This is a genomic window from Paenibacillus sp. LPE1-1-1.1 (genome assembly GCF_040676435.1).
Taxonomy (GTDB): Bacteria; Bacillota; Bacilli; order Paenibacillales; family Paenibacillaceae; genus Pristimantibacillus.
Genome location: NZ_JBEGHY010000001.1, coordinates 872,879 through 898,307, shown reverse-complemented (window position 1 = coordinate 898,307; position 25,429 = coordinate 872,879). Strand labels below are relative to the sequence as shown.

The following is a 25,429-nucleotide window of genomic DNA, read 5'->3' as shown; positions in this document are numbered from 1 at the left end:
GACGGCGTTTACTTGTAAAGGTGTGAGAGAAGTGGATCAATGGAAAATTCCATTAAACCAAGCGAAAGTACTGGATGAATGGATAACAGCCTTTTACCGTGTGGAAGGAATGGAGCTAGTTAAGGGATATAAGAGAAAGGGATAAACGATTTCTTGCATCGTCTATCACCTTTGGGAAGTAGAGTCACGGATCACGAGCTCAGGCTCTAAATATACGGTTTTAAGTGATTCCGGATTGTCAATAAGCTCGAGAATGGCTGTTGAAATGACGGATGTGATCGTATCGATGGCTACGCCGACAACGGTCATTGGCGTTTCAAGCTCTTCCATCTGAGGCAGGTTGTCGTAACTGACAACGGAAATATCTTGCGGAATGCGAAGCCCGTGCTCTCCAATGGCACGGATGATGCCGCGTGTCAAATCGATGCCGCCGCTGATGACGGCTGTCGGACATGCCGCTTGCTCCAGCATCGTACGCGCAGCCATGTAACCGTCGTGAAATTCTAAGCCGTTCATTTGAAGAACCGCGTCTTTCCTGACAGGCAAGCCATGACGGGTCATTTCGTCGCGAAAAGCTTCGATCTTTACGGTCTGCAAAGGATCTTGCGAGTTAGGTTCGCCAATGTAGGCGATATCTTTATGACCGAGTTCAACCAAATGACGAACGGCAAGACGAACGGCTTGGCCACGGTTTACGTCAACGGCAGAGTACGGTGTGTAGCCTGCTGCGCCATAGGTGAGAATGGGGATCTGCAGCGGATTCAAGTTGTTGAAGCTGGAAATACTATCCCTGTCCCCAAAGACCAGTATGGCGTCTACTTGGTATCGGCGAAAGATTTCGATCGCGGATTCCAAATGGCTTATCGATAGCAGTGTGATGTAACCCTTTTTCTCGAGTTGTTCATTTATCTTTGTAATTAGGGAGGAAAGGGCAGCGCGTTCAATGGATGGCCATACAACGCCGATCGCCCCGCTTTTTCTGGAGACGAGACTTCGGGCTGCGATATTGGGTTGGTAACCCATTTCCTTTGCGATAGTAAGGATATGCTGTTTGGTTTTGTTCTGTACGAGCGGGCTGTCTCTCAATGCCTTGGAGACAGTGGAGAAACTGACGCCGGCTCGGTCTGCGATGTCTTTAATGGTTACCATGGATTCCCTCCGGGAGGCACTAGTCCGAGTTCTAATTTATGTCGTTCACTTTATCATAGAATACATTTTTTGCAAATGAAAGCGGCATATTTTTCGTATAGACAGCAATGGGATATTCGGATATCATAAAAATAACAACGTTGTTAATTTGGATTTAAAGGTGGCTTTATAGATGTTAGAATTACAAAATAACGTATCTGTCGTTATCGGGGGCAATGGCGTGTTAGGCAGTGCCATGTCTGCCGCGCTTGCGGAAGCAGGATCAAAAGTGGCGGTCGTCGGCAGGGACATGGAAAAAGCTCGACTCGTTTGTGAGCAGATTGGACGAAATGGCGGAACGGCGATTGCTTTGCAGGCGGATGCAACAAAAAAAGAGGATCTGCAGTCGGTTTTGAATAAAGTGCTTGAATGGGGCGGTCGTGTGGATACGCTCGTTAATGCCTCGGGAACAAATAGCGCGACACCGTTTTTTGATCTCGAAATGGAGGAATGGGACCGTATTATGGATGTTAACCTCAAAAGCGTAGTTTTGGCCAGCCAAGTTTTTGGTAAAAGGATGATCGAGCAAGGGGATGGCGGCTCCATTATCAATATTTCTTCCGTATCCTCTTCGCCGCCGCTGTCCCGGGTATTTACTTACTCGGTATCGAAAGCGGGAGTAAACAGCGTAACCCAATATCTGGCCAGGGAGTTCGCTCCGAGCAAAGTAAGGGTTAATGCCATCATTCCCGGCTTCTTCCCGGCAGAACAAAACAAAAAAATCTTATCGCCGGACAGAGTGGAATCGATTATGAAGCACACGCCAATGAACCGCTTCGGAGATCCGGAGGAACTGAAGGGAACCATTGTTTACTTGGCCTCGGCCAAAGCATCATCATTTGTCACCGGAGCGATGATCCGGGTTGACGGAGGGTTTGGAGCGATGACCATATGAGTGATTTACTTCGAAGTTTAGTTGAAAATACGCCTTTACCGAAGCTGGTGAAAATTCGCCAGTCGTTTGATGACACCATACTTGAGGATCCAATCGGAGATTTGATTGAGCGGCTGCGTACGGCTGATTCCATGACCGGGATTACTGCAGGTCAGAGGGTTGCGGTGGCCGTCGGAAGCCGGGGAATTTCCCGAATCGATGAGCTCACAAAGACTGTTATTGATGAATTGAAAAGAATCGGTGCCGAGCCTTTCATTGTGCCTTGTATGGGAAGCCATGGCGGAGCGACAGCGGAAGGGCAAACCGAGGTGCTTGCTCACCTGGGCATAGACGAGGAGCGAATGGGTTGTCCGGTCCGTTCATCGATGGAGGTCGTAGAGCTTGACCGCCTGCCGAACGGCTTGCCGATTTATTGTGACAAAATCGCCGCCACGGAGTCGGATGCCATCATCGTCATTAACCGCATAAAGCCGCATACGGCTTTTCGAGGGGCGATTGAAAGCGGCATGTTTAAAATGATCTCAATCGGACTCGGCAAGCAAAAAGGAGCAGAGGCATGCCATCAGCTTGGCTTTAAGTATATGGCTGATAATGTACCCGCAATGGCTCGCGTGATGATCGAGAAGCTTCCGATCCGGTTTGGAGTTGCTGTCGTAGAGAATGCGTACGACCAAATCTGCCGGATTGAGGTTCTCGGAACGGATACGATGGAGGAAAGAGAGAAGGAGCTGTTAATTGAGGCGAAGAGCCGACTCCCGCAAATCCTATTTACTGATCTGGACGTTCTTGTTATTGATTACATCGGTAAAAACATTAGCGGAGACGGAGCGGATCCGAATATCACGGGCAGGTACCCGACGCCATATGCGCACGGGGGACCAGAGGTGAACAAGATGGTTGTTCTCGATCTGACGCCAGAGTCACAGGGCAATGCAAACGGAGTGGGCACAGCCGATTTCACGACAAGCAGATTAGTAAGCAAGACGGATTGGCCGGCAACCTATGCCAATGGACTGACCTCTACGGTTTGTGCGCCGACAAAGCAGGCGACTACTCTTGAAAATGATCGCGACGCGATTAAAGCGGCGATCAAAACCTGTAACATTTTGGATTACACAAAGTGCAAGCTGGTTCGGATTCGCGATACGCTGCATCTTGGAACGATTGAAATTTCCGTATCGCTGCTTGAGGAAGCAAAAAGAAATCCGCGCATCGAGATTTTGGAAGGACCTTACGAGTGGACGTTCGACGAGGAAGGATTTTTGCCAAAATGAGCGGTGATGCCAAAATAGTCATAGCCATTGATATCGGAACGACGAGTACAAAAACACTGGCAGTCGACCTGGCAGGACAAATTCTAGGCAGCCACTCGATTGCCTATCCGCTGCATACGCCGAGTCCCGGTTATGCCGAGCAGGATCCCGATGTTATCTATAATGCAGTAATGGATAGTGTAGGCAGTCTTATGAAGCAAGGCGGCTTTCAAGCTAACGAAATACGGTGTGCTGCCTTCAGCTCAGCTAACCATAGCTTGATTCTGCTTGATGCGAATGGTCTTCCGCTCACACCGAGCATTACTTGGGCGGACCAGCGCAGCGCGGCCCAGGCTGAGCGGTTGATGAATGACGGAACGGGATTATCGGTCTATTCGCGAACGGGCACGCCGATCCACCCGATGTCGCCGCTCGTCAAGCTGATCTGGATGAGGGGGGAGCGGCCGGATCTATTTCATTCCGCGCATCATTTCGCCGGTATAAAAGAATATATTTTGAATAAGTTATTTGGAATTATGATGATGGACCATTCGATTGCCAGCGCTACCGGTTTATTTCATCTCGAAACGTTGACATGGGATAAGGAAGCTTTAATTCTGGCGGGTATTCGTGAGGATCAACTGCCACGGCTGGTTCCTTCGACGGAGCGAATTACTGGGCTGAGCAGGGAAGCGGCAGAACGGATGGGACTCGGCACGGACACGCCATTCATTGTCGGGGCACAGGACGGGGTATTAGCCAATCTCGGGATTGGCGCAGTGGAGGAAGGTGTGCTGGCAGTGACGATTGGCACAAGCGGAGCAGTACGCACTACCGTAAAAAAGCCTACCTTCGATGCAGAAGGGAAGCTGTTCTGCTATGCCTTGACGAAAGATCATTGGATTGTAGGCGGGCCTTCCAACAACGGTGCTATCGTAGCCAGGTGGATCTCGGATCGCCTCTACCCCGGTAAGCCTTTAGATGAAGTGCTTCCTATTGCTGGTGCTGTGCCTCCGGGATCAAACGGCCTGCTGTTTCTTCCTCTCTTATCGGGAGAACGGGCTCCTTTCTGGGATGCCGAGGCCAAAGGCGTCATGTTTGGATTGACGCTCGCGCATAGGGAGCCTGATATGCTTCGCGCTGCAATGGAAGGCGTCCTGTTTCAGATTACGGCAATCGTATCATTAATGAAGCAGGCTGGTGAAAAGCCTAAGGAGGTCAGGGCATCCGGAGGTTTTGCGCGTTCGGCCTTATGGTGCCAAATGATGGCCGATATGCTGGGCGTGCCCGTACGGGTACCCGAGTCCGTAGAAAGCTCAGGACTTGGAGCCGCTCAGCTTGGATTATACGCGATGGATGGCTGCCGCGGCACGCTTCTGAGGTGGAAGGAGCAGGTGGGCAGTCTCTATGAACCCGATTTGGCCAATCATAAACTCTATCAAAAAATACTCCCGCTATATTTAAACTTATACGATCGATTGAAAGAGCCTATGAGGGAAATATCGAAACTGCAGCAAACGTCGGTTGGATGAATTTAACGGAAGGCGGTGTTAATACTATGCATGATAAATATAGCAAGCTGCAGGCGATTCTAACAGAAATGGAATCGGTTGTGGTAGCGTTCTCCGGAGGCGTAGACAGTACTTTTCTTCTGGATGCCGCAATAAAAACACTGGGAAGCGAGCGGGTCTTGGCGGTCACAGCCGATTCGGAAACCTATCCGACGGAAGAACTTGAGGAAGCGATCCGGCTGGCGAAGAGCATTGGCGCGACTCATAAGGTGATCGAAACGTCTGAATTAAGTATTCCTGGATACAAAGAGAATAATGCAAACCGTTGTTATTTTTGTAAAAAGAGTCTATTCGAGCATATCGAGCCATTCATCAAGGACGGAGCTTACCGTCATATCGTCTACGGGCTCATAGCAGATGACATGAATGAGCATAGGCCTGGGGTTCAAGCGGCGAAAGAACGAGGCGTGCGGGGGCCTTTGCAGGAAGCGGGTCTTTATAAGGAAGAAATCCGTGATCTATCCCGCGAGCACGGACTGGCGACTTGGGATAAGCCGTCATTCGCATGTCTTTCCTCCCGGATAGCATACGGCGAGACGATTACGATCGAGAAGCTTGGACGTGTAGGAGAAGCTGAACGCTATATTCGTTCACTGGGTTTCGGGCAAGTACGGGTCAGGAGCCATGGCGATATCGCACGAATCGAAGTAGAACCGAGAGCAATGGAGCAGCTCATTAGCCATGCTTCCATCATTTCAGATCGATTGAAAGAGCTTGGATTTATTTATGTAGCAATGGACCTTTCCGGTTACCGGAGCGGCAGTATGAATAAAGTACTTGAACTTGGAGGCTCGGCGAAATGAACGAGTTTGAGGATCTTGGATTTTGCAAGCTGGATGTGGGGCGCGACGCGCGGACGGGACATCCGGAAGTCGTTTTTGGACAGGGAAAGACCGTGGATCAGGTTGAAATCATTTTCTCTAGGCTCATGGAGATTCACGGCAGGGCGCTTGTCACCCGGGCAACGGCCGAGATGGCGGAGCGAGTGATCGCAAGGTATCCTGAGGCTCGTTATGAAGAAGGATCCAGGCTTATCTCGCTGGGTCAATCCGCGCGCAAGCTTCCGGGGAAAGTGGCTGTGCTGACCGGGGGGACTACGGATATACCGGTGGCAGAGGAAGCGGCAGGGACAGCGGAATGGATGGGCTGCGAGGTTGATCGTATCTTTGACGTCGGAGTCGCGGGAATCGACCGGCTTCTTAGCCAAAAGGAACGCATTCGGGAAGCGTCTGTTGTGATTGGGGTAGCCGGTATGGAGGGCGCTTTAGTCAGCGTTGTCGGTGGACTCGTTCGCAGGCCGGTTATTGCGGTGCCTACATCTGTCGGTTATGGCGCTAATCTTCAAGGGATTACAACGCTTCTTGCCATGATGACCTCCTGCGCTGCCGGCGTGACGGTCGTCAATATCGACAACGGCTTCGGGGCAGGGTTTCAAGCTGCAATGATTTTACAATTGGTAGCGGAGGGCACATAGGATGAGAACGGTTTATTTGGATTGTATTTCAGGCATCGCAGGAGATATGGCGTTATCCGCACTCGTGGATCTGGGCGCAGACGCGGATTATATTATAAGCCATTTATCGAAACTGCCGATCGATCCTTTTACGATGGAATTCGTAAAGGTAGACCGGAGAGGCATAACCGCGAAGTGGTTGAAGCTAAGTTTCGATCAAAGTGAGCATAACGGCGAACACGATCATCACCATCATGATCATCATCATGAGCATTCGCATGCCCACACACATGACCATCAACATGAACATTCGCATGATCACGCACATGACCATCATCATGAGCATTTGCATGCTCACACACATGATCATCATTATGAGCATTCGCATGCCCACACACATGACCATCATCATGAGCATTCGCATGCTCACGCACATGACCATCATCATGAGCATTCTCATGAGCACAGAAAAGCATCTGACATCATGAAAATGATCGAGATTTCGGCTCTGCCGGATCGGGTGAAAGAGAGAAGTCTGTCTATTTTTCGCCTAATCGCTGAAGCAGAAGGCAAGATTCATGGCATGGACCCAGCCGATGTCCACTTTCACGAGGTGGGAGCGATGGACTCCATTTTGGACGTGATTGGCGTTTGCCTTGCACTGGAGAGCCTAGATGCCGGTAAAATCATCGTTTCCCCCGTTCCAACGGGAACGGGCAGGCTGCGCATGGCCCACGGCTTGTATCCGATACCTGCTCCCGCGACGGCAGAGCTGCTGCGCGGCGTTCCATTATCTGAGTTCACGGCGAAAGGGGAATTAACAACGCCCACCGGTGCCGGGATCGTCAAAGCGCTGGCCTCAAACTTTGGTCCATTGCCCGCAGGAACGATTGATCGAATCGGATATGGCGCAGGCACAAAAAATTTCGACCATCCAAACGTTGTCAGAGCTGTTTTATATCAGCAGGAGCAGCAGGAAAGTATGAACGAGACGATTGTCGTCCTCGAAGCGCAGGTGGATGATTCAACAGGGGAGACGCTTGGATTTGCCATGGAAAGGTTGTTCGAAGCCGGAGCTCTCGATGTTTATCATACTCCGGTCTATATGAAAAAAAACCGTCCCGGCGTTCTTGTCACCGTTCTATGCCATCCGGCAAACAGTGCGCGATGCGAGGAGACAATGCTTGCAGAAACCTCGACTTTCGGAGTGCGCCGCAGCGAATGGCAGCGCAGGGCGCTTGCGCGCAAGTGGATTAATGTGGAAACCCCTTTCGGATCCGTGAGAGTGAAGCAAGCTCTAGACGGAGATAAGATCATTCGCCAATCGCCGGAATATGAGGATGCGGCTCAAGCCGCAAAAACGTTCGGTATTCCTCTTGAAGCCGTCTACAGCGAAGTCTATAAACTGTTAAACGAATAGGAGTAGGGATACTAGTGGAGTTAATGCCGATATGGGCCGATTATTGGATGGGCAAGGCGGTAGGCATGACTTTGATCTTTATGGCTATCCTGATTTTGATAGGAAGAAGAAATGGGAACGGTGCTTATTGGAGGGAGCAGCCGCAGCGAACCACGGTTTGCTTGCGGTAGCGGCATTTAGCATTGGATTACTGCTCTCTCACGCACTCATAGCGATTGTCAGCCTTTGGTTTCATGATTTTGCCAAAAAAGTTCGTCCGCTGCTTCCGGTTACGATGTATGCCGCTTGTATATTCAGTTTTGTTCTCGGGGTAAGCTATTTGCTGGAGTAAGTGCGGCTATTTTTAACAACGTTGTTATTGATAGGGTGCTTGGCATCCTTCTCTATATAAGCAATTATCAATGGAATAGCTAAGAAAAGGGGAAATGAAAATGAGTACACAAATGGATATGAGCTTGGTTGATCTTCGGCAGACGGTTGAGCGTTTGGCGCTCAGCACGCCTGTCACCGATATGCATACGCATTTATATGCGCCTGAATTCGGGAATTTGCTTTTGTGGGGCATTGATGAATTACTAACCTATCATTATTTGATTTCGGAGAGTTTCAGGTGGTCGAAGGAAGAATACGACCACTTCTGGTCTTTGTCTAAGCGGGAGCAAGCGGATTGGATATGGAAATTGCTATTCCTCGATCATTCTCCGGTGAGCGAGGCGGCAACCGGGTTTATTACGATTCTCAAACGGCTGGGACTGGACGTATCCTCCCGTAACTTGGACGATTACCGTCTTGCACTCGAGAAACGCACGGTACAAGAACAGGTTGATACCGTCATGCAAATCGCGGGTATCGAGAAAATCGTTATGACTAACGACCCGTTCGATCCCGTAGAACGTCCTGTCTGGCAATCAGGCAAAGGTAAAACGGATCCCCGTTTTTATGCAGCGCTTCGAGTGGATACCCTGCTTAATGATTGGCCTCATGCCGTGAGCGAGCTTCAAAGCCTTGGTTATGATGTACAGGCGGAGTGGACGGAACGGACGAAAGAGGAGACCCACCGATTTCTATCGAAATGGATCATTCGCATGGATGCGCTCTACCTTGCCGTGTCCATGCCGGGCGATTTCACCTATCCTGCCGATGATCATCGAAGCAAAATGATAGATGAGGTTATGATTCCGGTATGCCAAAAACAAAATATTCCGTTTGCGCTCATGATTGGCGTTCGGAGAAAAGTGAATCCGTCACTGGGATTGGCAGGCGATATGAGCATGCAGTCCGACGTGTCGGCAGTGGAAGCGTTATGCCGCCGATATCCGGAGCAGAAGTTTCTTATTACGATGCTGGCAAGAGAAAACCAGCATGAACTGACGGTGCTTGCCCGCAAGTTCCGTAATCTGATGATTTTCGGCTGTTGGTGGTTTCTTCACATCGAATCGATGGTCGAAGAAATGACGCGATTCCGCTTAGAGCTTCTTGGGACTTCGATGATTCCGCAGCATTCTGACTGCCGCGTCTTCGAGCAGCTGATCTATAAATGGGAGCATTCCAGAAGAATTATCGGGAACGTGCTGGCGGACAAATACGAGAAGCTGCATCACAGCGGTTGGACCGTAACGGAAGAAGAAATACAGAGAGATTTGGATGATATGCTGAACCGTAATTTTTGGCGTTTTCTTGGCAAGGAGCAATAACAGGCAAGGGAAAAAGCCCGGGAGCTGCTGGACAAATCCAATCAAAGCATTGAACAATTCCCGCAAGAGCTTGCTTATGGCAATGCCAGTTATCTCAATAAATTATTTCGTGCTCACTCCGGGATGTCAGCGAATGAATACCGCAAAAATATGTAGAATGCTCCTTGAAACGCACAAGAAACGGTATCGCGCGATTAATTCTGTGAAAATGTTAATCCTAAAGGTGTATTTAGCTGTGATATAATTTTGCCCAGAAGATGAATGTTGGGAGTTTAACCCAACATGATGTGCTGGGAGGTACTCATGATTAGAGAAGGCATGCCATTCAAAAGACTTTTTACCGTAATGGTTTTGGCGTTTTTTCTGCTCTGTAACGGACCGATGTCTATCGTCTCCGCGGGAGAAGCCGGGACTCCGAGTGATTTGAAGATAAAACTTAACGGTGAATTGGTGACGATGACAGACCCTGCTTTTATACGGGACGGAAGATTGTATGTGCCTATGGCTCGCATAGCCGGGCTATTCGGAGCGAATTTTAATTGGGACGGCGTGAATGAGGAAGTAACGATACATACGGCTTTAGGGGATACCATCGTGCTGGGTAACGGCGTGCCCGTAGTCTATTTCAACGAAGGCCGCTACCGGATGGATGCGGCTCCAATCTTGACGGACGGCAGGCTCTATGTTCCTCTGCGTCAGCTGTCGGAATTGCTGCACGCTAACGTGCAATTGAATACGGAAACAGATGTCATCGAACTCATAACGGTGCAGCCAGCCGTTATAACGGAAGTGTACGGATTGGATGATATAAGCAAGGAATTTGGCAGCAGCAAGCCCGAACTATTGAAGCGGAACGGACTGGATGGCAAAGCAATCGACAATCCGGGAACGAAGCTAAAAGTCGTTATTCCTTCGATCTTCAATCATCCGGTAAAACCGTTCACGGAATCGGATCTCATGCTGCTTGCCAAAATTACGATGGTTGAAGCCGGTTATGAGTCCTATGAGGGCCAGCTTGCCTTAGCCAATGTCATATTAAACAGGGTGAAGGATACAAACTTCCCGGATACGATCCGAGACGTTATCTATTCAGGGAAGCAGTTCCCGCCAGCCCATAACGGTTTGCTTGACAAAAGTAAACCTAACGCAAGCGTGCTTCGCGCCGCCAAGGATGCCTTGAACGGCAAAAACAACGTGGAGAATGCGGTCTATTTCTTTAACCCCAATGTTTCCAAAGGATCGTTTTGGTCTAGCCTGGATGTCATTGCGACAATCGGCCATCATCGTTTTGCAAGATAGGAAGATAGGTTAGCCCGCTATGGCCGTCAGGCCGCAGCGGGCTTTTTTCTTGAACGCGGAATGATGCCTATTGATTTGGTTTCCCTTTCAGCGAATTGGATCCGGAAAGAACGAGCTTACAATCAAAGATAAAGTTTGCCGGTATAAGGCATGGGCCGATTGTACATCACCCAAGTGTCCGCCAAAGTAAAGATGAATAACACCGTGAAGCGGGGCCCAGAAAATACGCACAACGGATTCGGTGTCATACTGGCCGGAAATCAATCCATTTTCTTGCGCATGGCTGACCACGGTCAATAATTGACGCATGGCGGTTACGGTGCCTTGCATGCTTCCCTCATCCGGTTTAAAATCAGCGAAAGCTCCTCCGAACATCAGCTTATAATAGCTGGAGTAACGCTGTCCGAACTGCCAATAGGCTTCGCCTATATTCCGTATATACTGAGCCGGATGGGCAGCTTGCGGCGTCCCCTCGAGTTCATGGGCAAGAATTTTGCAGCCCTCAAGATAAAGCTGCTGAGCCAATCCTTCTTTATTGACAAACAAGCTGTAAATAATTTTCGTCGAGCAATCCATTTTCTGTGATACTCTGCGCACGGTTACGGCTTCCGGTCCCTCTTCTTGTAAAAGCGCTGCCGCAGCATCAATAACAAGCTTGCGGAGATTCTCATTATTTTGCAAACGGACTTCTTGGTAGGTTTTTAACTGTCGTGTGTTCGTGTTTGCGGAGGAATTGTCATGATCGCTCATACTCTGTCGGAAAGAAAGACACACCGGAAAAAGTTGTAGAGGTTGCCCTTCGGGCTTTGGAGGAAGGAAAGCTGTTTGTCGTACCGGGCATGCAAAATTATATTGGGGCGCAGTTATCACGGTTCATTACGCGAAAGCAAGGTCTCCGGCTTGTCGGAAGCATGCTTCGACCGCGCAGTGAATCCGTTACATATAAGAATAAGGTTAATCAATCTGATCTTGCAGGAAAGAGCATACGCTGAATGCAATAGGGGTGAAAAGGCAACGATGGTGACTACCTTCATTGCCCCTCGCACTTATCCCATTTTGTTATCCTCGATATATTCACGTGCTTTATCCAGCGTATTGCCGATTTCACTTGCATCATGTTCGAGCCATTCCACGGCTTCGTCGGGTCCCATGCTGCCTTGCATGACCCCTCCGACAACATAATCCAGCTCATCCGAAGCCTTATCGATATCGCTTACTAATGATTCCTTGTCCTTCTCTTTCATTTCGATTGTTGATTTGCCGCAGTGAATGCACAGATGATCCAGTAAATCCTCGACAGGGATCTGGCTTACCCCGTTACAGCCGATGCAGGTAACTAACGTTGTCTTTTCATTGAGCATTCCTATACTCCTTCCAAATCATGAATATCATGCTCAACAACGTGCTTCCAGCCGCTGCCCATTATCCAGGAAACCTCAACATACAGATTAGATACCCTGCGGACTTTGCCTATTTTTGAATCTTTGGGATAACCTCTCAACCGTACGTTATCTCCCTCTTTCATGATTCATCACCGCCTCCGAATCCAATTAATTTGGGCTGCCGCAGCAGACCGGTATCGGTAAACTCCAGAGCAGTCACGCGGCAGGGGAACGGCACACTCAACCAAATGACGTCAGACTTTTTCATGCCTGCCGACAATTCCGGAAAAGGACAACTCCCGCGATGGGTTCGCATGAATTGCTCAAGCACCTGTTTCGATGCGTTGTCCAAGCCGGAGACATGGCCAATGTACCGATCCTCGTAACGCAGCACGAGACTGGATACTTTTTTATCCTTCAGCTTCACTCCTACCACATCTGCGACGATCCGTACTTCTTTCCGCTTTTTAAACCAATGATTATGTTTCTTGCCTTCGACGTAAGGGCTGTCCAAATGCTTGGAGATGATGCCTTCCCATTCCCGGTCATTAACCCAGTTCCAAAGGGCGGGTCCATCATAAAACAGGTCACTGACAAACAGCCGCGGCTCCTTGTTCGGGAATTTGGCGGCAAGCCGCGCATACCGCTCCTTGAAAGGGAGGGACCTTATATCTTCTCCGTCGTCATACAATAAGTCGAACATGACGTAAATGAGGGATTCGTCATATTTTCTTTTGCGGACGCCAAGCCGAACACGTTGGAAATTCGGCCTTGTGCCATCGAAATACGCGATTTCTCCATCCAAAACCGAAGCCCCAATGTTGATTGGCTTTAAGAGATCGACGATTTCCGGAAAGGTACCGTTTCGGGGCTCCATTCGCTTCGAAAAAAGCTCGACGCCATTTCTGCCATCCAGCCGTACCGGCGTGCGCACGCCATCCCATTTAATTTGATACCCCCAATCCGGACCAACCGGTATATCGGGCGAGGTTACAGGCGCCATCGGGACAGAAGGAAGGAGCATGCTCATGAGACATGATCCTTCGCTTTCTTCGCGGTGCGCTTTCTTTTTGGCGCAGCCGCAGGCGGGGTCATCTTGGTAGCATCTAAGCTGGCTTGCAAGGTAGCCAAGAGATCAATTACGTTAGAGCGTCCTTCTGCGGCAGGGGAGGATACGATATCGATGCTTTCCTCGGCCATCTTTTGCTCGATTAATGCAGTTAACGCCAAACGGTAATCATCCGTATATTTTTCCGGATCAAACGTCTCGCTGAGCTGCTCCACGAGTGCTTTGGCCATCGATAATTCCTTCTCGTTCACCACGCTTACGGGAGGTAAATTAGGAACCTGGGTTAATGAGCGGATTTCGTCCGGAAAATACATCGTTTCTAAACAAATGCAGTTTCCGACCACCCGGATGGCAGCCAAGCTGCTTTTGCTTCGGATGGATATTTTGGCAATGCCGATCTTCCCCGTTTGTTTAATGGCCTCAAGCAGCAAACTATATGCGCCGGCTCCAGCCATGTCAGGTGATAAGTAATAGGCTTTTTGAAAATACAGCGGATCGATATCCTGTAAGTCAACGAAATCTAATATTTTGATCGTTTTAGCGGATTCATCTTTAATGCTATCGAGCTCTTCTTCTTTAACGATGACAAACTTGTCTTTCTCATATTCGAAACCTTTCACGATTTCATCCGGGCCGATTTCCTTTTCGCAGTGCCGGCAAGTTTTTGCGTAATTAATCGGCATCCCGCATTCCTTATGCAGGCTTCGAAAATGTATGTCTTTATCCTCGGTGGCGGTATACATTTTTACCGGCACATGGACTAACCCGAAGCTGATTGCGCCTTTCCAGACCGTATGCATGTCTATCACATCCATTTTTTCTTTTAGGGTGCTCTGGGCGGTAAAAAGTATACGGCTTTGAAATATATTCCGTGACATCTAACGATCTGGATGCGCGCAACAAAAAAATCCCCTGCAGCTCTAAAAAGAGGTGAGGGGAACTGCGTCTTTATCTGCGTCTTCATCTACACTTCAATTATGATGGGCAGAATCATCGGTCTTCTCTTTGTTTTGGCGTATAAATATTTGCTTATCGATTCCTTGATTCGATGCTTGAGAATAGACCATTTCCCGTCATTTCCGTTCTCTTGAAGGTCTCCGATCGTTTTTATTACTAACTGGCTGACTTCACCGAGCAGGGCTTCGGATTCTCTCACATAGACGAAGCCGCGGCTAATGATATCAGGTCCCGATAGAATGGTCCCTTCGGTTCGGCTAAGCGTAATCACCACTACTAGAATACCATCCTCGGCGAGGTGTTTACGGTCTCGTAAGACGATATTTCCGATATCACCGATCCCGAGTCCATCGACAAGCGTATTTCCGGCTGTGACTTTGCGCAGCTGCTGGACATTTTCGCCTTTGATATCAAGGATATCACCGTTATTTAAAATGTAGATATGGTCGCTTTCGACGCCTACGGATTCTGCCAATTGCCGGTGCTGATACAGCATTCGATATTCCCCGTGAATGGGAACAAAAAACTTAGGTTTCATCAGCGTTAGCATAAGCTTAAGTTCTTCCTGGCTGCCATGACCGGAGACATGCATGCCTGAGGCAGCACTAGATCCATGGATGACGTTTGCGCCAAGCAAATAGAGATGGTTCAGCATGCTCGCAACGTTTCTTTCATTGCCGGGAATGGGGGAAGACGCTAAAATAACCGTATCTCCAGGTGAAATTTCGGTATGCGGATAGGTGGAGCTTGCAAGGCGGGAAAGCGCGGCCAGCGGCTCTCCTTGGCTTCCCGTACACAAAACGGCTACTTGCTCTCTCGGAAGCGAATTGGCTTCCTTTGCCTCAATCAGCATCCCATCGGGTATGTTGATATATCCGAGCTCCTGCGCAATCGCCACCACATTGACCATGCTTCTGCCGAGCAGCAGCAGCTTGCGGTTTGTAATGATCGCAGCATCTACTACCTGCTGCAGGCGGTTGACGTTGGAAGCGAAAGTCGACAAGAAAATTTTGTTTTGCGCTTTCTGGAACACTTCTTCGATCCGTTCTCCGACCAATCTCTCCGAGGGGGTAAAGCCCGGCCGTTCGGCGTTCGTGCTCTCGGATAATAAAACGAGAACCCCTTTTTCGCCAATGCCAGCCATTCTGTGAATATCGGGAAATTGTTTGTTGGAGGGCGAGAGGTCAAATTTAAAATCTCCGGTATGAACGACTGTTCCCTCTGGAGTGTCCAATACAATCCCAAGGCAATCAGGTATGCTGTGGTTCGTTCGGAAAAAAGAAAGCTTCATGGCGCCTAATTCAATCAAAGAGTCAGATTGGATTTCATGCAATGTCGTTTCTTTGAGACGGTGCTCTTTCAGCTTTCCTTTAATTAAGCCGAGCGTCAAACGCGAACCGTATAAGGGAATGTTCAGCTGTTTTAAAATATACGGTATACCGCCGATATGGTCCTCGTGCCCATGGGTAACCACCAAAGCGCGTACTTTATCTTTATTGTCCAAGAGATAAGAAATATCAGGGACAATCAGATCGATGCCTAGAAGGGTTTCGTCAGGAAATTTCGAGCCGCAGTCAATGACGACAATATCGTCCCCATACTGTACAACATACATATTTTTGCCGATTTCATACACGCCGCCAAGGGCGAAGATCGAAAGCGTATCCGTTTCTATGCTCATCTTATTCACTGTTTGTCCCTCCGGTACAATCATCATTAAGCTTTTCAAGAAAAAGTTAAGCTTAAAACTCGGATTATTGTGCCATTAATGTCATTGTTATATGCAGCATAGGCTTGCCATTTTGATTTCATTTTTACTGCAAGGCGAATATATAAAGAATTTGTTAAAAAGCAAAAAAGGGCTGAATCTCGTCCCAGCACGGGTTACAATGAAAGCAGCCTGCAGTTTCATTTTTGATCAAGGGAGCTAGAAAACGAAATGGAAACGATTCGAGAAACCGTAAAACAAGATAAAAAGATAGGAAGGTTTACAGCCGTAATAGAGGTTTTCGGCGCTTCCGCAAAACTCGGATTAACATCTTTTGGAGGGCCGATTGCGCATCTTGGTTATTTTCATAATGAGTATATCCGCCGTCGAAAGTGGATGGATGAACGAAGTTACGCGGAACTTGTGGCGCTGTGCCAGTTTCTGCCGGGACCCGCGAGCAGTCAAGTCGGCATTGGAGCAGGGATCGTAAGGGCAGGGTGGTTAGGAGGTCTGGCGGCTTGGCTGGGATTCACGCTTCCTTCGATCCTTGCGTTAGTGGCGTTCGCTTTCCTAATTAAAAGCTATGACATCGGATTCATGGGTTGGATCCATGGATTGAAGATCGTAGCTGTAGCCGTCGTCGCCCATGCCGTCCTTGGGATGGGGCAGAAGCTTGCGCCAGACCGGGATAGGGCGATGATCGCGGTGATGGCAGCCTCGATTATGTTATTTTGGCAGACGGCGTACTCCCAAATCATCATTATTGCTGCAGCCGGGCTTATCGGGCTATGGCTGTACCGTAAGAAGGCAGCGGAAGCAGCCCCTGTATTGAACATAACGATCAGCCGTTCCTTTGCCGTGACCTGTCTCGTTCTCTTTTTTATGCTGCTAATTGCGCTGCCTCTTCTCAGACAAGCGTCGGATCTCGAATGGCTGGCGATGTTCGACAGTTTTTACCGTACAGGTTCTCTTGTATTTGGCGGAGGCCATGTGGTTTTACCGCTTCTCGAGCACGAAATCGTTTCCGCGGGATGGGTAAGCAAGGAGGATTTCCTAACAGGGTATGGGGCAGCGCAGGCCGTACCGGGGCCGCTGTTTACGTTTGCGAGTTATCTCGGAACCGTTGCCGGAGGCTTATCGGGTGCGATTATTGCGACGACGGCCATCTTTCTGCCGGCTTACCTTCTTGTTGCCGGCGCTCTTCCTTTTTGGAATGTTTTGAGGAACAATCCAAAAATCCAAGGCATGTTAATCGGAATTAATGCTGCCGTTGTTGGTATTTTACTAGCGGCGCTGTACGATCCTTTATGGACGACCGCGATTATGGAACCGGGTGATTTCGCGCTGGCCGCCATTTTGTTTGTTATGCTTGCCATTTGGAAGCTGCCTTCCTGGTTGATCGTTGTTACGGGATCGGCAGGCGGAATCATGCTTGGTCTCCTTTAACAAGTAAAAAAGGGGTAATGAACGGTTTTATCGTTCATTACCCCTTTTCCTTTTCATTTTATTCAAGCTGAAATTGCGTCTCTTATGATAAATGGAATGAAATGCTTTAAGTCGGGGCTTTCTTTTATTCTCGGGGATTGTGTATAGTAGTTTCGATATAGCTTCTTAAGAAGGGAATGTAAATATTGAAAAAGCTAGGACAGCTTAATACGCTGCGAAACCAGATATTCATCGGATTTATGCTAGTCATGGTCATCGTTCTGGCATCGGTCGGCTACTTCGTGTATGATCAGGTTTCTGTCCTTTTGCGAAACAGCGCGGAGAAGCATATTCAACAGACGGCCGTTCAGGCGATGGGCAAGCTGGACGTACTGCTCGGTCAAATCGATACGCTTACGGCGCAGGTTGCTACGAATCCTTCCATCCAGCGACTATTGGCGCAAGAAATTGACGGCAAGCCGATCCGTTTCGAAGAGCGTCAATCGCTCCAACAGGATGCGCGTAAATACGAGGCGTACGCTACGGGCATCCGGTCGCTTGAAATGTACACCACGGATTACAGAAGATTGTTCCCGCTTGACGATGTAAGCCTGGAAAATCGGGTGCCGGAGGAATGGATTAAGCGCGCAGACAGCGGAAAGGGCCGCCTCGTTTGGTTTGGTTTCGATCCGCAGGACCCGGATGTTGTCATTGCCATACGCCATGTGCGCCTGATGGACCGGTCCTTTGTCCATGCTGGTTATTTAGTGGTTTATATCGAAAAAAGCTATTTTGAGCTAACGGATAACGAGGCGGACAATGAAAACGAAACGCGGGAGACCATGGGTCTTTTTGACGGGACCGGGCAAAATATCTTTTCGGATTTTCCGGCTGACGTAGATGCGGGAATGATGCTGGACCACGGGGGCGAAACCATTACAGTTGAGGGCGAGTCCTATATCGTTATTCAACAGCAGTCGAAGGAAACAGGGTGGAAGCTGGCCATATTAACCCCTGTGAATTATGCGACTGCCGGTATTTCCGTGCTCCGTACAGCCATCATCGTCTCTGGGGCGGTCGGCGGCTTACTGTTCCTCGTTTTAACTTTTATTTTGTCGACGATGATCACAAGGCCAATCCTAAACTTGATAAAGGCGATGCGGGGCGCAAGGTTCGGCACATTGAAGGCTAATCCGAACACATCCTCAACGATGGAAATCAACGAGCTGAACAATACGTATAACCAGATGGTCGATTCTTTGAATGAGCTAATCGAGGTTGTTTATCAAAAGGAAATCATTCAAAGCCGAACGGAGCTTAAAGCGCTGCAATCGCAGATTAATCCGCATTTTCTGTTCAATACATTGGAAGCGTTTTATTGGGAGCTGGACGAGAAGGGGGAAGAGGAGCTTGCGCAAATCGTTGTTGCCATGTCGGGATTGTTCCGCTACGTCATCAATCGGACTGACGATGATGAATGGGTGACGATAGGCGACGAGTTAGATCATGCGGAAAGATACTTAAAGATCATGGAGATGCGAATGGTCGATAGGCTGTCATGGCGGATCGAAGCCGATGATGATTGCCGAAGCATACCGCTTCCGAAGCTGCTCATTCAACCGCTGGTCGAGAATGCGATTCTGCATGGCGTAGAGCAGCGGATCGGGCCAGGCACGGTCTTGCTGCACGCGGAATCTTCGAGCCGATCCGGGTATACGCGAATTATGGTAACCGACGACGGCCCTGGAATGGATACGAATACCGTTCGTGCCCTGCAAGCGTCCATGAAAGAAGGGCATGTGAGCGGGTCCAAGGGAACCGGCGTTGGAATTTCCAACGTTGAGCGCAGGCTTAGGCTTTATTACCAGCTGGAAAGCAGCGGATTGGATATTCAAAGCGAGCTGGGGAAGGGCACAACCATTATTTTTGAAATACCGAATAGATTCGGAGGGCATACCAAGCGTGAAAACAATACTAATCGTGGATGATGAACCAAGAACAAGGCAAGGCATTCGTAAAACATTGGAAGCGTGGTCCCTCGGCCGGTATCGGATAGAAACGGCGTCCAGCGGGGTAGAAGCGTTATCCTGGCTGCAGCAGAACGATGTCAATTTACTCGTAACCGACATTCGAATGCCCGAGGTTGGCGGACTTGAATTAGTCGAGAGGTTAAGCGTAATGGCGCATCCGCCGGTTGTGGTCGTGATTTCGGGGCATCCAGAATTCGATTACGCCCAAAAAGCGCTCCAGCTGGGAGTTGTCTCCTATTTATTAAAGCCTTTGGACAAAAGTAAGCTCGTTCAAGCGGTAGAGACGGCATTGAAACGGGAAGAGGATATGAACCGGATTGAGAGGATGGAGAAGCTTTTTGACCCGAAGCTGCTGGAGACGGTGCAGGAGGAGAAGCAGTACGGGGCGCAGGTACGCGAAGCGCATCGTTATTTAGACGAGCATCTGAGCGAGCAGTTGTCGATGCGTGCGGTAGCTGAGCATTTGCATATGAATGCCAGTTATTTCAGCGTCCTGTTTAAAGAGCAGACAGGGCTTACGTTTAGCGACTATTTAAGCAGAAGAAGAATACAAAGGGCAAAGGAACTGCTTGTGAATACCCGGTTATCGATAGCAGAAATCGCTGAGCAGGTTGGCTACCAAACGGCAAAGTATTTCGTGAAAGTCTTTCGGACGATCGAGAATGTCAGTCCGGGACAATATCGCCAAGGCTTATCGGATCACGATGAGCGAATCCAATAATAGTGGTATTAGTCCCAATGCTTGTTACCTTACGGCAACTTCGGTAAGTTGCTACAATCTAATTAAAGCGGTTTCATCGCGCTAACGATTAGAAAGAAGGGGATGTAAACGTGTTCAGCAAAAAATGGATTACGGTTTCATTAATCATTTGTCTCGTATTGGTGGCAGCAGGCTGCGGTAAAAACAGCAATGAGGGCAGCAGCGCCGCGAATGGCAGCGCTAGCGACGGCAAGGACAAAGTAACAGTTAACTTTATGCATCTATGGCCGGAAGGCGTATCCGCAGGACAAAACAAAATCGTAAATCAAATTATTAAAGAATATCAGACCGAGCATCCGAACGTTACGGTCAAACAAGAGGTTTTGGATAATGAGCAGTACAAGAACAAGCTGAAGGTACTATCCGCTTCCAATAAATTACCGGATGTCGGCGTTACGTGGGCAGCGGGATTTTTGCAGCCTTATGTGAAAGGGAATCTGTTCACGCCGGTAGATGATTTGTTAAGCGGCGAGCTAAATGGCAAGTTCGTATCAGGCACGACGGAAGCTTATGCCATTGACGGTAAGACGTATGCGCTTCCACTGGAATTCAATATTGCGCCGGTATATTACAACAAAGCAATATTCGAGAAATATAAGCTTGAAATACCGCAAACCTACGAGCAATTAAAGGCCGTTGTGAAAACGCTGTCCGATAATGGCGTAGCTCCGATAGCACTCGGCAACAAGGATCGTTGGACCGGTTCTCTCTGGTATATGTACCTGGCTGACCGTATGGCAGGCCAGCAAGCATTATCCGGCGCAATTAACGGGTCCGGATCATTCATGGATGAAGGTTTGGTAAAAGCAGCGACTGAGGTGCAAACGCTTGTCGACAGCAACGCATTCGTAAAAGGATTTAACGGACTATCGAACGAAGAAGCGAAGTCGGAGTTTCTGAACGGCAAAGCCGCAATGTACATGATGGGTACATGGGAGCTGCCGAACTTCACGACAAACGAAGACATTCCGCAGGATTTCCGCGACAGCGTAGGCTTCTTCAAATTCCCGACGGTTGAGGGCGGCAAAGGAGACATCAACAGCTGGGTAGGCGGTCCGGGCGTTGGGCTATTCGTTGCCGAGAATTCGGCGGTCAAAGCAGAAGCCAAGGCATTCGTAGAATATTTCGTTACCAAATGGGGGGAGCAATCCGTAACCGGAGCAGGCGTCATTCCCGCTACCAAAGTTGATGCTTCGAGCATGGAGCTGCCACAGCTGTACAAAGACCTCTTTAATGAAATGAATCAAGCAAGCAGCATTACTTTGTTTGCGGATGTACAAATGGAGGCCAACGCTGCCGAGACGCATCTTAATATGATTCAAGCACTGTTCGGGAAAGCGGCGACACCGGAGAAGTTCTCCGAGGAACACGACAAGGCAATTTCCGCAGGAAAATAAGGTTTTGATCCTATGCAGGGATGGAAGATCTATAGGTATAACTACCAAATAGGTCTTCCGCAAAATCAAATTTGGCGGAAAGGAGCCGGACCAATTGGACAAAGTGCTTTCGAACAAAAAAATAATCGCGCTATATGTGCTGCCGTCTCTCCTTCTGATTCTGGCTATCGTATACATCCCGATCGTTCTGACCGCTTACTACGGATTAAACGAGTGGAATGGTATCGGCGCAATGAAATTCGTTGGGCTGGACAACTATCTCGCATTATTCAAAGACCAAACATTCTGGAACAGCGCATGGCATTCGCTTCTGTTGGCATTGTTTTCCGGAATCAGTCTTTTGCTATATCTCATCGTCGCGATGGTATTGGCTGCTCGTATTAAAGGAGCAAATCTATTTCGCAAAATCTATCTTCTTCCAATGCTGCTTTCATCGGTCGCCATTGCGCAGCTTTGGCTCAAAATCTACCATCCGACAAACGGTGTTTTGAACAGTGTGTTGGAATCACTGGGTATCGCAAACCCTCCCGCGTGGCTCGCTGAGTCCTCAATCGTATTATTCGCTTTGTTTATACCGATTCTTTGGCAATACGCGGGTTTTTATATTTTAATCTATTATGCGGCGCTCAAGAACATCCCGGCATCGCTAGAGGAAGCAGCTAAGATTGACGGGGCGAATGCGCTGCAAATTGCATGGAAAATTAAACTTCCGCTCGTAATGGAAGTCATTAAAGTAACAATCGTTTTGGCCGTGGTCGGTTCTTTGAAATATTTCGATCTGATTTTTGTTATGACAGATGGCGGTCCAAACGGATCCAGCGAAGTGATGGCCTCTTATATGTATCACGAGGCGTTTCGGGCATACGACTTTGGATACGGAAGCGCTATCGGCTTTTTCCTTCTGGTCATCTGCCTTGCTGTTACTTGGGTCATTCGCAAATTAACCGCAACCAAAGATACGATCCAATACTCGTAAGGAGGAACGTTTCATGATTTCTGGAAACGCAAAGAACCGGCATGGGATAACGGAATCAGGTCCGGGCATTGGCTCTAAGCTTGGGTATTCCGTGTTATATGCCGTATTGATTGCGGTGGCCGCGATGCAATTGTTTCCGCTCGTATGGCTTTTGTTTTTCTCGCTTAAAAACAATCAGGAAGTATTTAATCTTCCTCCGCTGTCGCTTCCGTTAAATCCTCGCTGGGAAAACTACGAGAAGGTGTGGAGCGCAGGGAACATCGATATTTATTTTTTCAACAGCGTTTGGATTACGATTGCGGCTACGCTGCTGACCGTCATTCTAGGCAGTCTAGTTACCTATGCCGTTACAAGGATGAAATGGAAGGGCAGCTCATTCGTGCTAGGTTTATTCATGGTTGCGATGATGATTCCCGTTCATTCGACCCTCATACCGCTGTTTAGTCTGTTTAATAAAGTCGGTTTAACGGATCATCCTTTGTCTCTCATTTTGTCGTATGTCGCGTTTAATATGCCGATAACGATTATGATACTGCTAGGTTTTTATTATGCGCTGCCGCGCGAGGTCGAGGAAGCGGCGATCATAGACGGCTGTTCGGTTAACCGGATGTTCGTGCAGATCGTGTTTCCGATGACGAGCTCCGTTCTTGCAACGACGGCGATCATAAACATGATTTACAACTGGAATGAATTTATTTTTGTTAATACGTTTATTAGCTCGGATGCTTACAAAACGTTAACCGTGGGCGTTCAAAATTTTATCGGCCAATATACGACGGACTGGGGAGCAATCGGCGCAACGCTCATGATCAGCATTTTGCCGATCTTGATTACGTTTCTCTTCCTTAGCAATCGGATTGTCGAAGGGATTGCCGCAGGTTCGGTCAAAGGCTGAGAGGGGACCAATCTTGCCCCGCTAACAATCACAAACAAAAACGAGTACTGTCTTCAAGAGACGGTACTCGTTTTTTGCTATGCCCAGCACCAGTTTGCATGGCCTTTGTGCTTCTCTTAACAGCTCTGCCAGAGCTGGAACGTCATCCGGTTTTACCAGTAAGGCTTTCATCGAACATATCGATGATGATTAGGAAATGTTCCGCTTCCCTAAACACATGATCCGCCAGCAGCGGATGGATGATGCTTTTAATCCGGCAGGCTTCAATTAAGTCCCGCGCCGTTTTCTTAAAGTCGCGAAGCGATTTTACGGAAACCCGATTTTGATCAAGAAATTGGTCAAGAAGCGGGACCGTTTGCGATTGAGGACGCATGGACTCCAAATCCTTGGCTTGAAACAGCAGTTGGTCGAATTCTTGACTGAAGTTATTGGCCTGCTCAACCAGCTGCCGCTCTGATGGATCTAACAGATGACTAATAAATTTGGCATGGTCGGCCATGATTCTCAGGAAGAATACATTCTCGTCTATGATCGCGTCAGGCAATGGCTCCAATCTGCCTAGATTTAATTCCGCTAACCGGTTCCTGAAATAATTGGCTTCCCTGCTCACGTGATCTACTAGCAATGGAAAGTTGTTTGCGCCGGGAAGCTGGCAGGTCAGAATCAAACCAAGCACCTTTCTCTTGAAGGCCCAAATATAGGACACGGCAGTATGGACTTCTTCATTAAATCTTCTGATTACGGCGGGATCCGTTCCCATCGTGTATGCGTTGGCTTTATTTTCTATCGTTTCAAAAATGGCGTAGAATTGATTTGCTTCATTTATCAGCTGAGTATCTTCGCATCGGAAGCCCAGTCTCAAAAATAAGGAATGCTCCTTCATTATCCGCGACCAAAATCTTACTTCCTCTAAAGACCGTGCTACAAACGGATCTGGCAATGATATCATCTCCTTCGAGTGATCATACTCCAAATACTGTATGACGGCAGGCCTCTCCGTATGCTTTTTGGTTGGTTCTGATGCCTTATTCGTATGTAAAAAGCTGCCGGGAAAATCCCGGCAGCCTGCTGCTATGATTAACGATAGTACCGCGTATACCAAGCTGCGAACTTACGCTGCTATACAGATGCGGTGAAATTAATAGCCTTTGCCGTATCCGCCGCCAAAAACACCGCAGCTGCACGCTATAATGACCAACAAAATGAACAATACCAGGATCATGCCAACACTGTTGTTAGCACCGCCTACAAATCCGCCCATTCCTTTTCACCTCCCAAAGTTCTGAGTACCCTGTAGATTATGTATGGACGGCACTTTGCGTATGGACGTTTGTACCGTAATGACAGCAGCCTAGACAAATGATGGCTTACTTGGAAAAGTATTCGTTTTAAAAACGAAGCTGTTTGCCTTATTTATTTTACTGAGCAGTATCCCGACTCTGCTCCTTGGAACGGTCGCTTACAAAAAATCATCCGATATGTTTCATGAAGCCGGAGTGTAACAACGTTGAAATTTATTAACTCCCTTGCTTAGCAAGGGAGTTTTTTTATTTGCTTGCTCTTATTGGCAGAAGAACGGCAACAGCAGATGGTGGAGGCTGCAATCTTTCTTTATTAGAATAACTGAACATCTCCATAAAAAAACCGAATAGCATTTTCGCTTTCCATGAATTGACTCTAAAGTTACGGTGTTATATTATGTGACATATAAAACAATTCCGTAAGAAAATAACTAGATTTAAGTGTCATATAATTTGACGCAAAGTATTTATTAGCTAATAGATGATGAGGAGTGGTTTAGATGAAATTATTGTTCATTATTGCAGGGATGCTGTCTGTGGCTAATTATAGCAAGGCCGAAGACGATTGCATAAGTAAACTTAATGAGGCATTCGTTGGGGATGAACGGTATTGGAAATCATAAAAGGCTTCACGCATGATCTATTTGTTTCTAATCCGCTGCTAGAATCATAACCATTTGAAAGTTAATATAATCGATGTTCAAAACCGATGGATCGGGAATGGGTAAAAGGTGTTTCCAACAAAAGGGAACACCT

Annotated in this window: 24 protein-coding genes and 1 pseudogene; 16 read left to right on the top strand and 9 right to left on the bottom strand. The window is 48.2% G+C overall.

All coding sequences use genetic code 11. The annotated features are described in order from the left end of the window. Positions 1-165 precede the first annotated feature (165 nt). Entirely contained in the window at positions 166-1,149 is a 984-nt protein-coding gene (locus MRBLPE1_RS04160; protein WP_364141897.1) for a LacI family DNA-binding transcriptional regulator, read from the bottom strand. A gap of 172 nt (positions 1,150-1,321) precedes the next feature. Between MRBLPE1_RS04160 and MRBLPE1_RS04155 the strand changes: the two genes are divergently transcribed. The 10 genes and pseudogenes from MRBLPE1_RS04155 to MRBLPE1_RS04110 all read left to right on the top strand — a co-directional run bounded on the left by MRBLPE1_RS04155 (position 1,322) and on the right by MRBLPE1_RS04110 (position 10,773). Continuing rightward, positions 1,322-2,083, top strand: coding sequence for an SDR family oxidoreductase (locus tag MRBLPE1_RS04155; RefSeq protein WP_364141895.1), 762 nt, complete (start codon positions 1,322-1,324; stop codon positions 2,081-2,083). Further along, the gene (locus MRBLPE1_RS04150) at positions 2,080-3,357 is read left to right on the top strand and encodes a lactate racemase domain-containing protein (protein ID WP_364141892.1); all 1,278 of its coding nucleotides are present in this window, start codon (positions 2,080-2,082) and stop codon (positions 3,355-3,357) included. Before MRBLPE1_RS04155 ends, MRBLPE1_RS04150 begins: the two co-directional genes overlap by 4 nt. Next, positions 3,321-4,868, top strand: a complete 1,548-nt coding sequence (locus tag MRBLPE1_RS04145) for a gluconokinase (RefSeq protein WP_364141890.1) — start codon at positions 3,321-3,323, stop codon at positions 4,866-4,868. Before MRBLPE1_RS04150 ends, MRBLPE1_RS04145 begins: the two co-directional genes overlap by 37 nt. A 26-nt stretch (positions 4,869-4,894) precedes the next feature. Further along, positions 4,895-5,710 (top strand): ATP-dependent sacrificial sulfur transferase LarE, encoded by an 816-nt coding sequence (larE, locus tag MRBLPE1_RS04140; RefSeq protein ID WP_364141887.1) that lies wholly within the window; start codon positions 4,895-4,897, stop codon positions 5,708-5,710. Next, entirely contained in the window at positions 5,707-6,381 is a 675-nt protein-coding gene (gene larB / locus MRBLPE1_RS04135) for a nickel pincer cofactor biosynthesis protein LarB (protein WP_364141884.1), read from the top strand. The genes larE and larB overlap by 4 nt, the downstream gene beginning before the upstream one ends. Position 6,382: 1 nt before the next feature. Further along, a complete protein-coding gene (gene larC, locus MRBLPE1_RS04130; protein ID WP_364141881.1) occupies positions 6,383-7,780 on the top strand; it encodes a nickel pincer cofactor biosynthesis protein LarC in 1,398 nt (465 codons plus the stop codon). 31 nt (positions 7,781-7,811) lie between these two features. Next, positions 7,812-8,111, top strand: a complete 300-nt coding sequence (locus tag MRBLPE1_RS04125; RefSeq protein ID WP_364141879.1) for a hypothetical protein — start codon at positions 7,812-7,814, stop codon at positions 8,109-8,111. A gap of 100 nt (positions 8,112-8,211) precedes the next feature. Continuing rightward, on the top strand, positions 8,212-9,474 hold the full coding sequence (locus MRBLPE1_RS04120; RefSeq protein ID WP_364141876.1) for a glucuronate isomerase: 1,263 nt from the start codon (positions 8,212-8,214) through the stop codon (positions 9,472-9,474). A 21-nt stretch (positions 9,475-9,495) separates the two neighbouring features. Further along, positions 9,496-9,630, top strand: a pseudogene (locus MRBLPE1_RS04115) (AraC family transcriptional regulator); the annotation flags it as partial. 147 nt (positions 9,631-9,777) lie between these two features. Beyond that, on the top strand, positions 9,778-10,773 hold the full coding sequence (locus MRBLPE1_RS04110; RefSeq protein ID WP_364141873.1) for a cell wall hydrolase: 996 nt from the start codon (positions 9,778-9,780) through the stop codon (positions 10,771-10,773). Between the two features lie 87 nt (positions 10,774-10,860). On the opposite strand, the gene MRBLPE1_RS04105 is transcribed toward MRBLPE1_RS04110, so the two are convergent. The 6 genes from MRBLPE1_RS04105 to MRBLPE1_RS04080 form a co-directional block, all read right to left on the bottom strand. Then, on the bottom strand, positions 10,861-11,523 hold the full coding sequence (locus MRBLPE1_RS04105) for a TetR/AcrR family transcriptional regulator (RefSeq protein WP_414698829.1): 663 nt from the start codon (positions 11,521-11,523) through the stop codon (positions 10,861-10,863). 296 nt (positions 11,524-11,819) lie between these two features. Next, on the bottom strand, positions 11,820-12,134 hold the full coding sequence (locus tag MRBLPE1_RS04100; protein WP_364141867.1) for a hypothetical protein: 315 nt from the start codon (positions 12,132-12,134) through the stop codon (positions 11,820-11,822). Between the two features lie 2 nt (positions 12,135-12,136). Continuing rightward, a complete protein-coding gene (locus MRBLPE1_RS04095) occupies positions 12,137-12,298 on the bottom strand; it encodes a hypothetical protein (protein ID WP_364141864.1) in 162 nt (53 codons plus the stop codon). Further along, positions 12,295-13,185, bottom strand: coding sequence for a DNA ligase (locus MRBLPE1_RS04090; RefSeq protein ID WP_364141862.1), 891 nt, complete (start codon positions 13,183-13,185; stop codon positions 12,295-12,297). The genes MRBLPE1_RS04095 and MRBLPE1_RS04090 overlap by 4 nt, the downstream gene beginning before the upstream one ends. Next, complete coding sequence (locus MRBLPE1_RS04085) at positions 13,182-14,024, bottom strand: Ku protein (RefSeq protein WP_364141859.1); 843 nt, start codon at positions 14,022-14,024, stop codon at positions 13,182-13,184. The genes MRBLPE1_RS04090 and MRBLPE1_RS04085 overlap by 4 nt, the downstream gene beginning before the upstream one ends. Positions 14,025-14,188: 164 nt before the next feature. Further along, positions 14,189-15,862, bottom strand: coding sequence for a ribonuclease J (locus MRBLPE1_RS04080; protein WP_364144477.1), 1,674 nt, complete (start codon positions 15,860-15,862; stop codon positions 14,189-14,191). A gap of 258 nt (positions 15,863-16,120) precedes the next feature. Here MRBLPE1_RS04080 and MRBLPE1_RS04075 point away from each other — a divergent pair, with 258 nt between their 5' ends. The 6 genes from MRBLPE1_RS04075 (at position 16,121) to MRBLPE1_RS04050 (ending at position 23,372) form a co-directional block, all read left to right on the top strand. Next, complete coding sequence (locus MRBLPE1_RS04075; RefSeq protein WP_364141856.1) at positions 16,121-17,335, top strand: chromate transporter; 1,215 nt, start codon at positions 16,121-16,123, stop codon at positions 17,333-17,335. 185 nt (positions 17,336-17,520) lie between these two features. After that, positions 17,521-19,302 (top strand): cache domain-containing sensor histidine kinase, encoded by a 1,782-nt coding sequence (locus tag MRBLPE1_RS04070; RefSeq protein ID WP_364141853.1) that lies wholly within the window; start codon positions 17,521-17,523, stop codon positions 19,300-19,302. Then, the gene (locus MRBLPE1_RS04065) at positions 19,277-20,065 is read left to right on the top strand and encodes a response regulator transcription factor (protein WP_364141851.1); all 789 of its coding nucleotides are present in this window, start codon (positions 19,277-19,279) and stop codon (positions 20,063-20,065) included. The genes MRBLPE1_RS04070 and MRBLPE1_RS04065 overlap by 26 nt, the downstream gene beginning before the upstream one ends. Before the next feature lie 110 nt (positions 20,066-20,175). After that, the gene (locus MRBLPE1_RS04060) at positions 20,176-21,501 is read left to right on the top strand and encodes an extracellular solute-binding protein (protein WP_364141849.1); all 1,326 of its coding nucleotides are present in this window, start codon (positions 20,176-20,178) and stop codon (positions 21,499-21,501) included. A gap of 94 nt (positions 21,502-21,595) precedes the next feature. Continuing rightward, a complete protein-coding gene (locus MRBLPE1_RS04055; RefSeq protein ID WP_364141847.1) occupies positions 21,596-22,477 on the top strand; it encodes a carbohydrate ABC transporter permease in 882 nt (293 codons plus the stop codon). A 13-nt stretch (positions 22,478-22,490) separates the two neighbouring features. Beyond that, the gene (locus tag MRBLPE1_RS04050; protein WP_364141846.1) at positions 22,491-23,372 is read left to right on the top strand and encodes a carbohydrate ABC transporter permease; all 882 of its coding nucleotides are present in this window, start codon (positions 22,491-22,493) and stop codon (positions 23,370-23,372) included. Between the two features lie 142 nt (positions 23,373-23,514). On the opposite strand, the gene MRBLPE1_RS04045 is transcribed toward MRBLPE1_RS04050, so the two are convergent. Then, on the bottom strand, positions 23,515-24,321 hold the full coding sequence (locus tag MRBLPE1_RS04045) for a DUF2935 domain-containing protein (protein ID WP_414698849.1): 807 nt from the start codon (positions 24,319-24,321) through the stop codon (positions 23,515-23,517). 189 nt (positions 24,322-24,510) lie between these two features. Next, positions 24,511-24,633, bottom strand: coding sequence for a sporulation protein YjcZ (locus MRBLPE1_RS04040; protein ID WP_364141842.1), 123 nt, complete (start codon positions 24,631-24,633; stop codon positions 24,511-24,513). Positions 24,634-25,429: the final 796 nt, after the last annotated feature.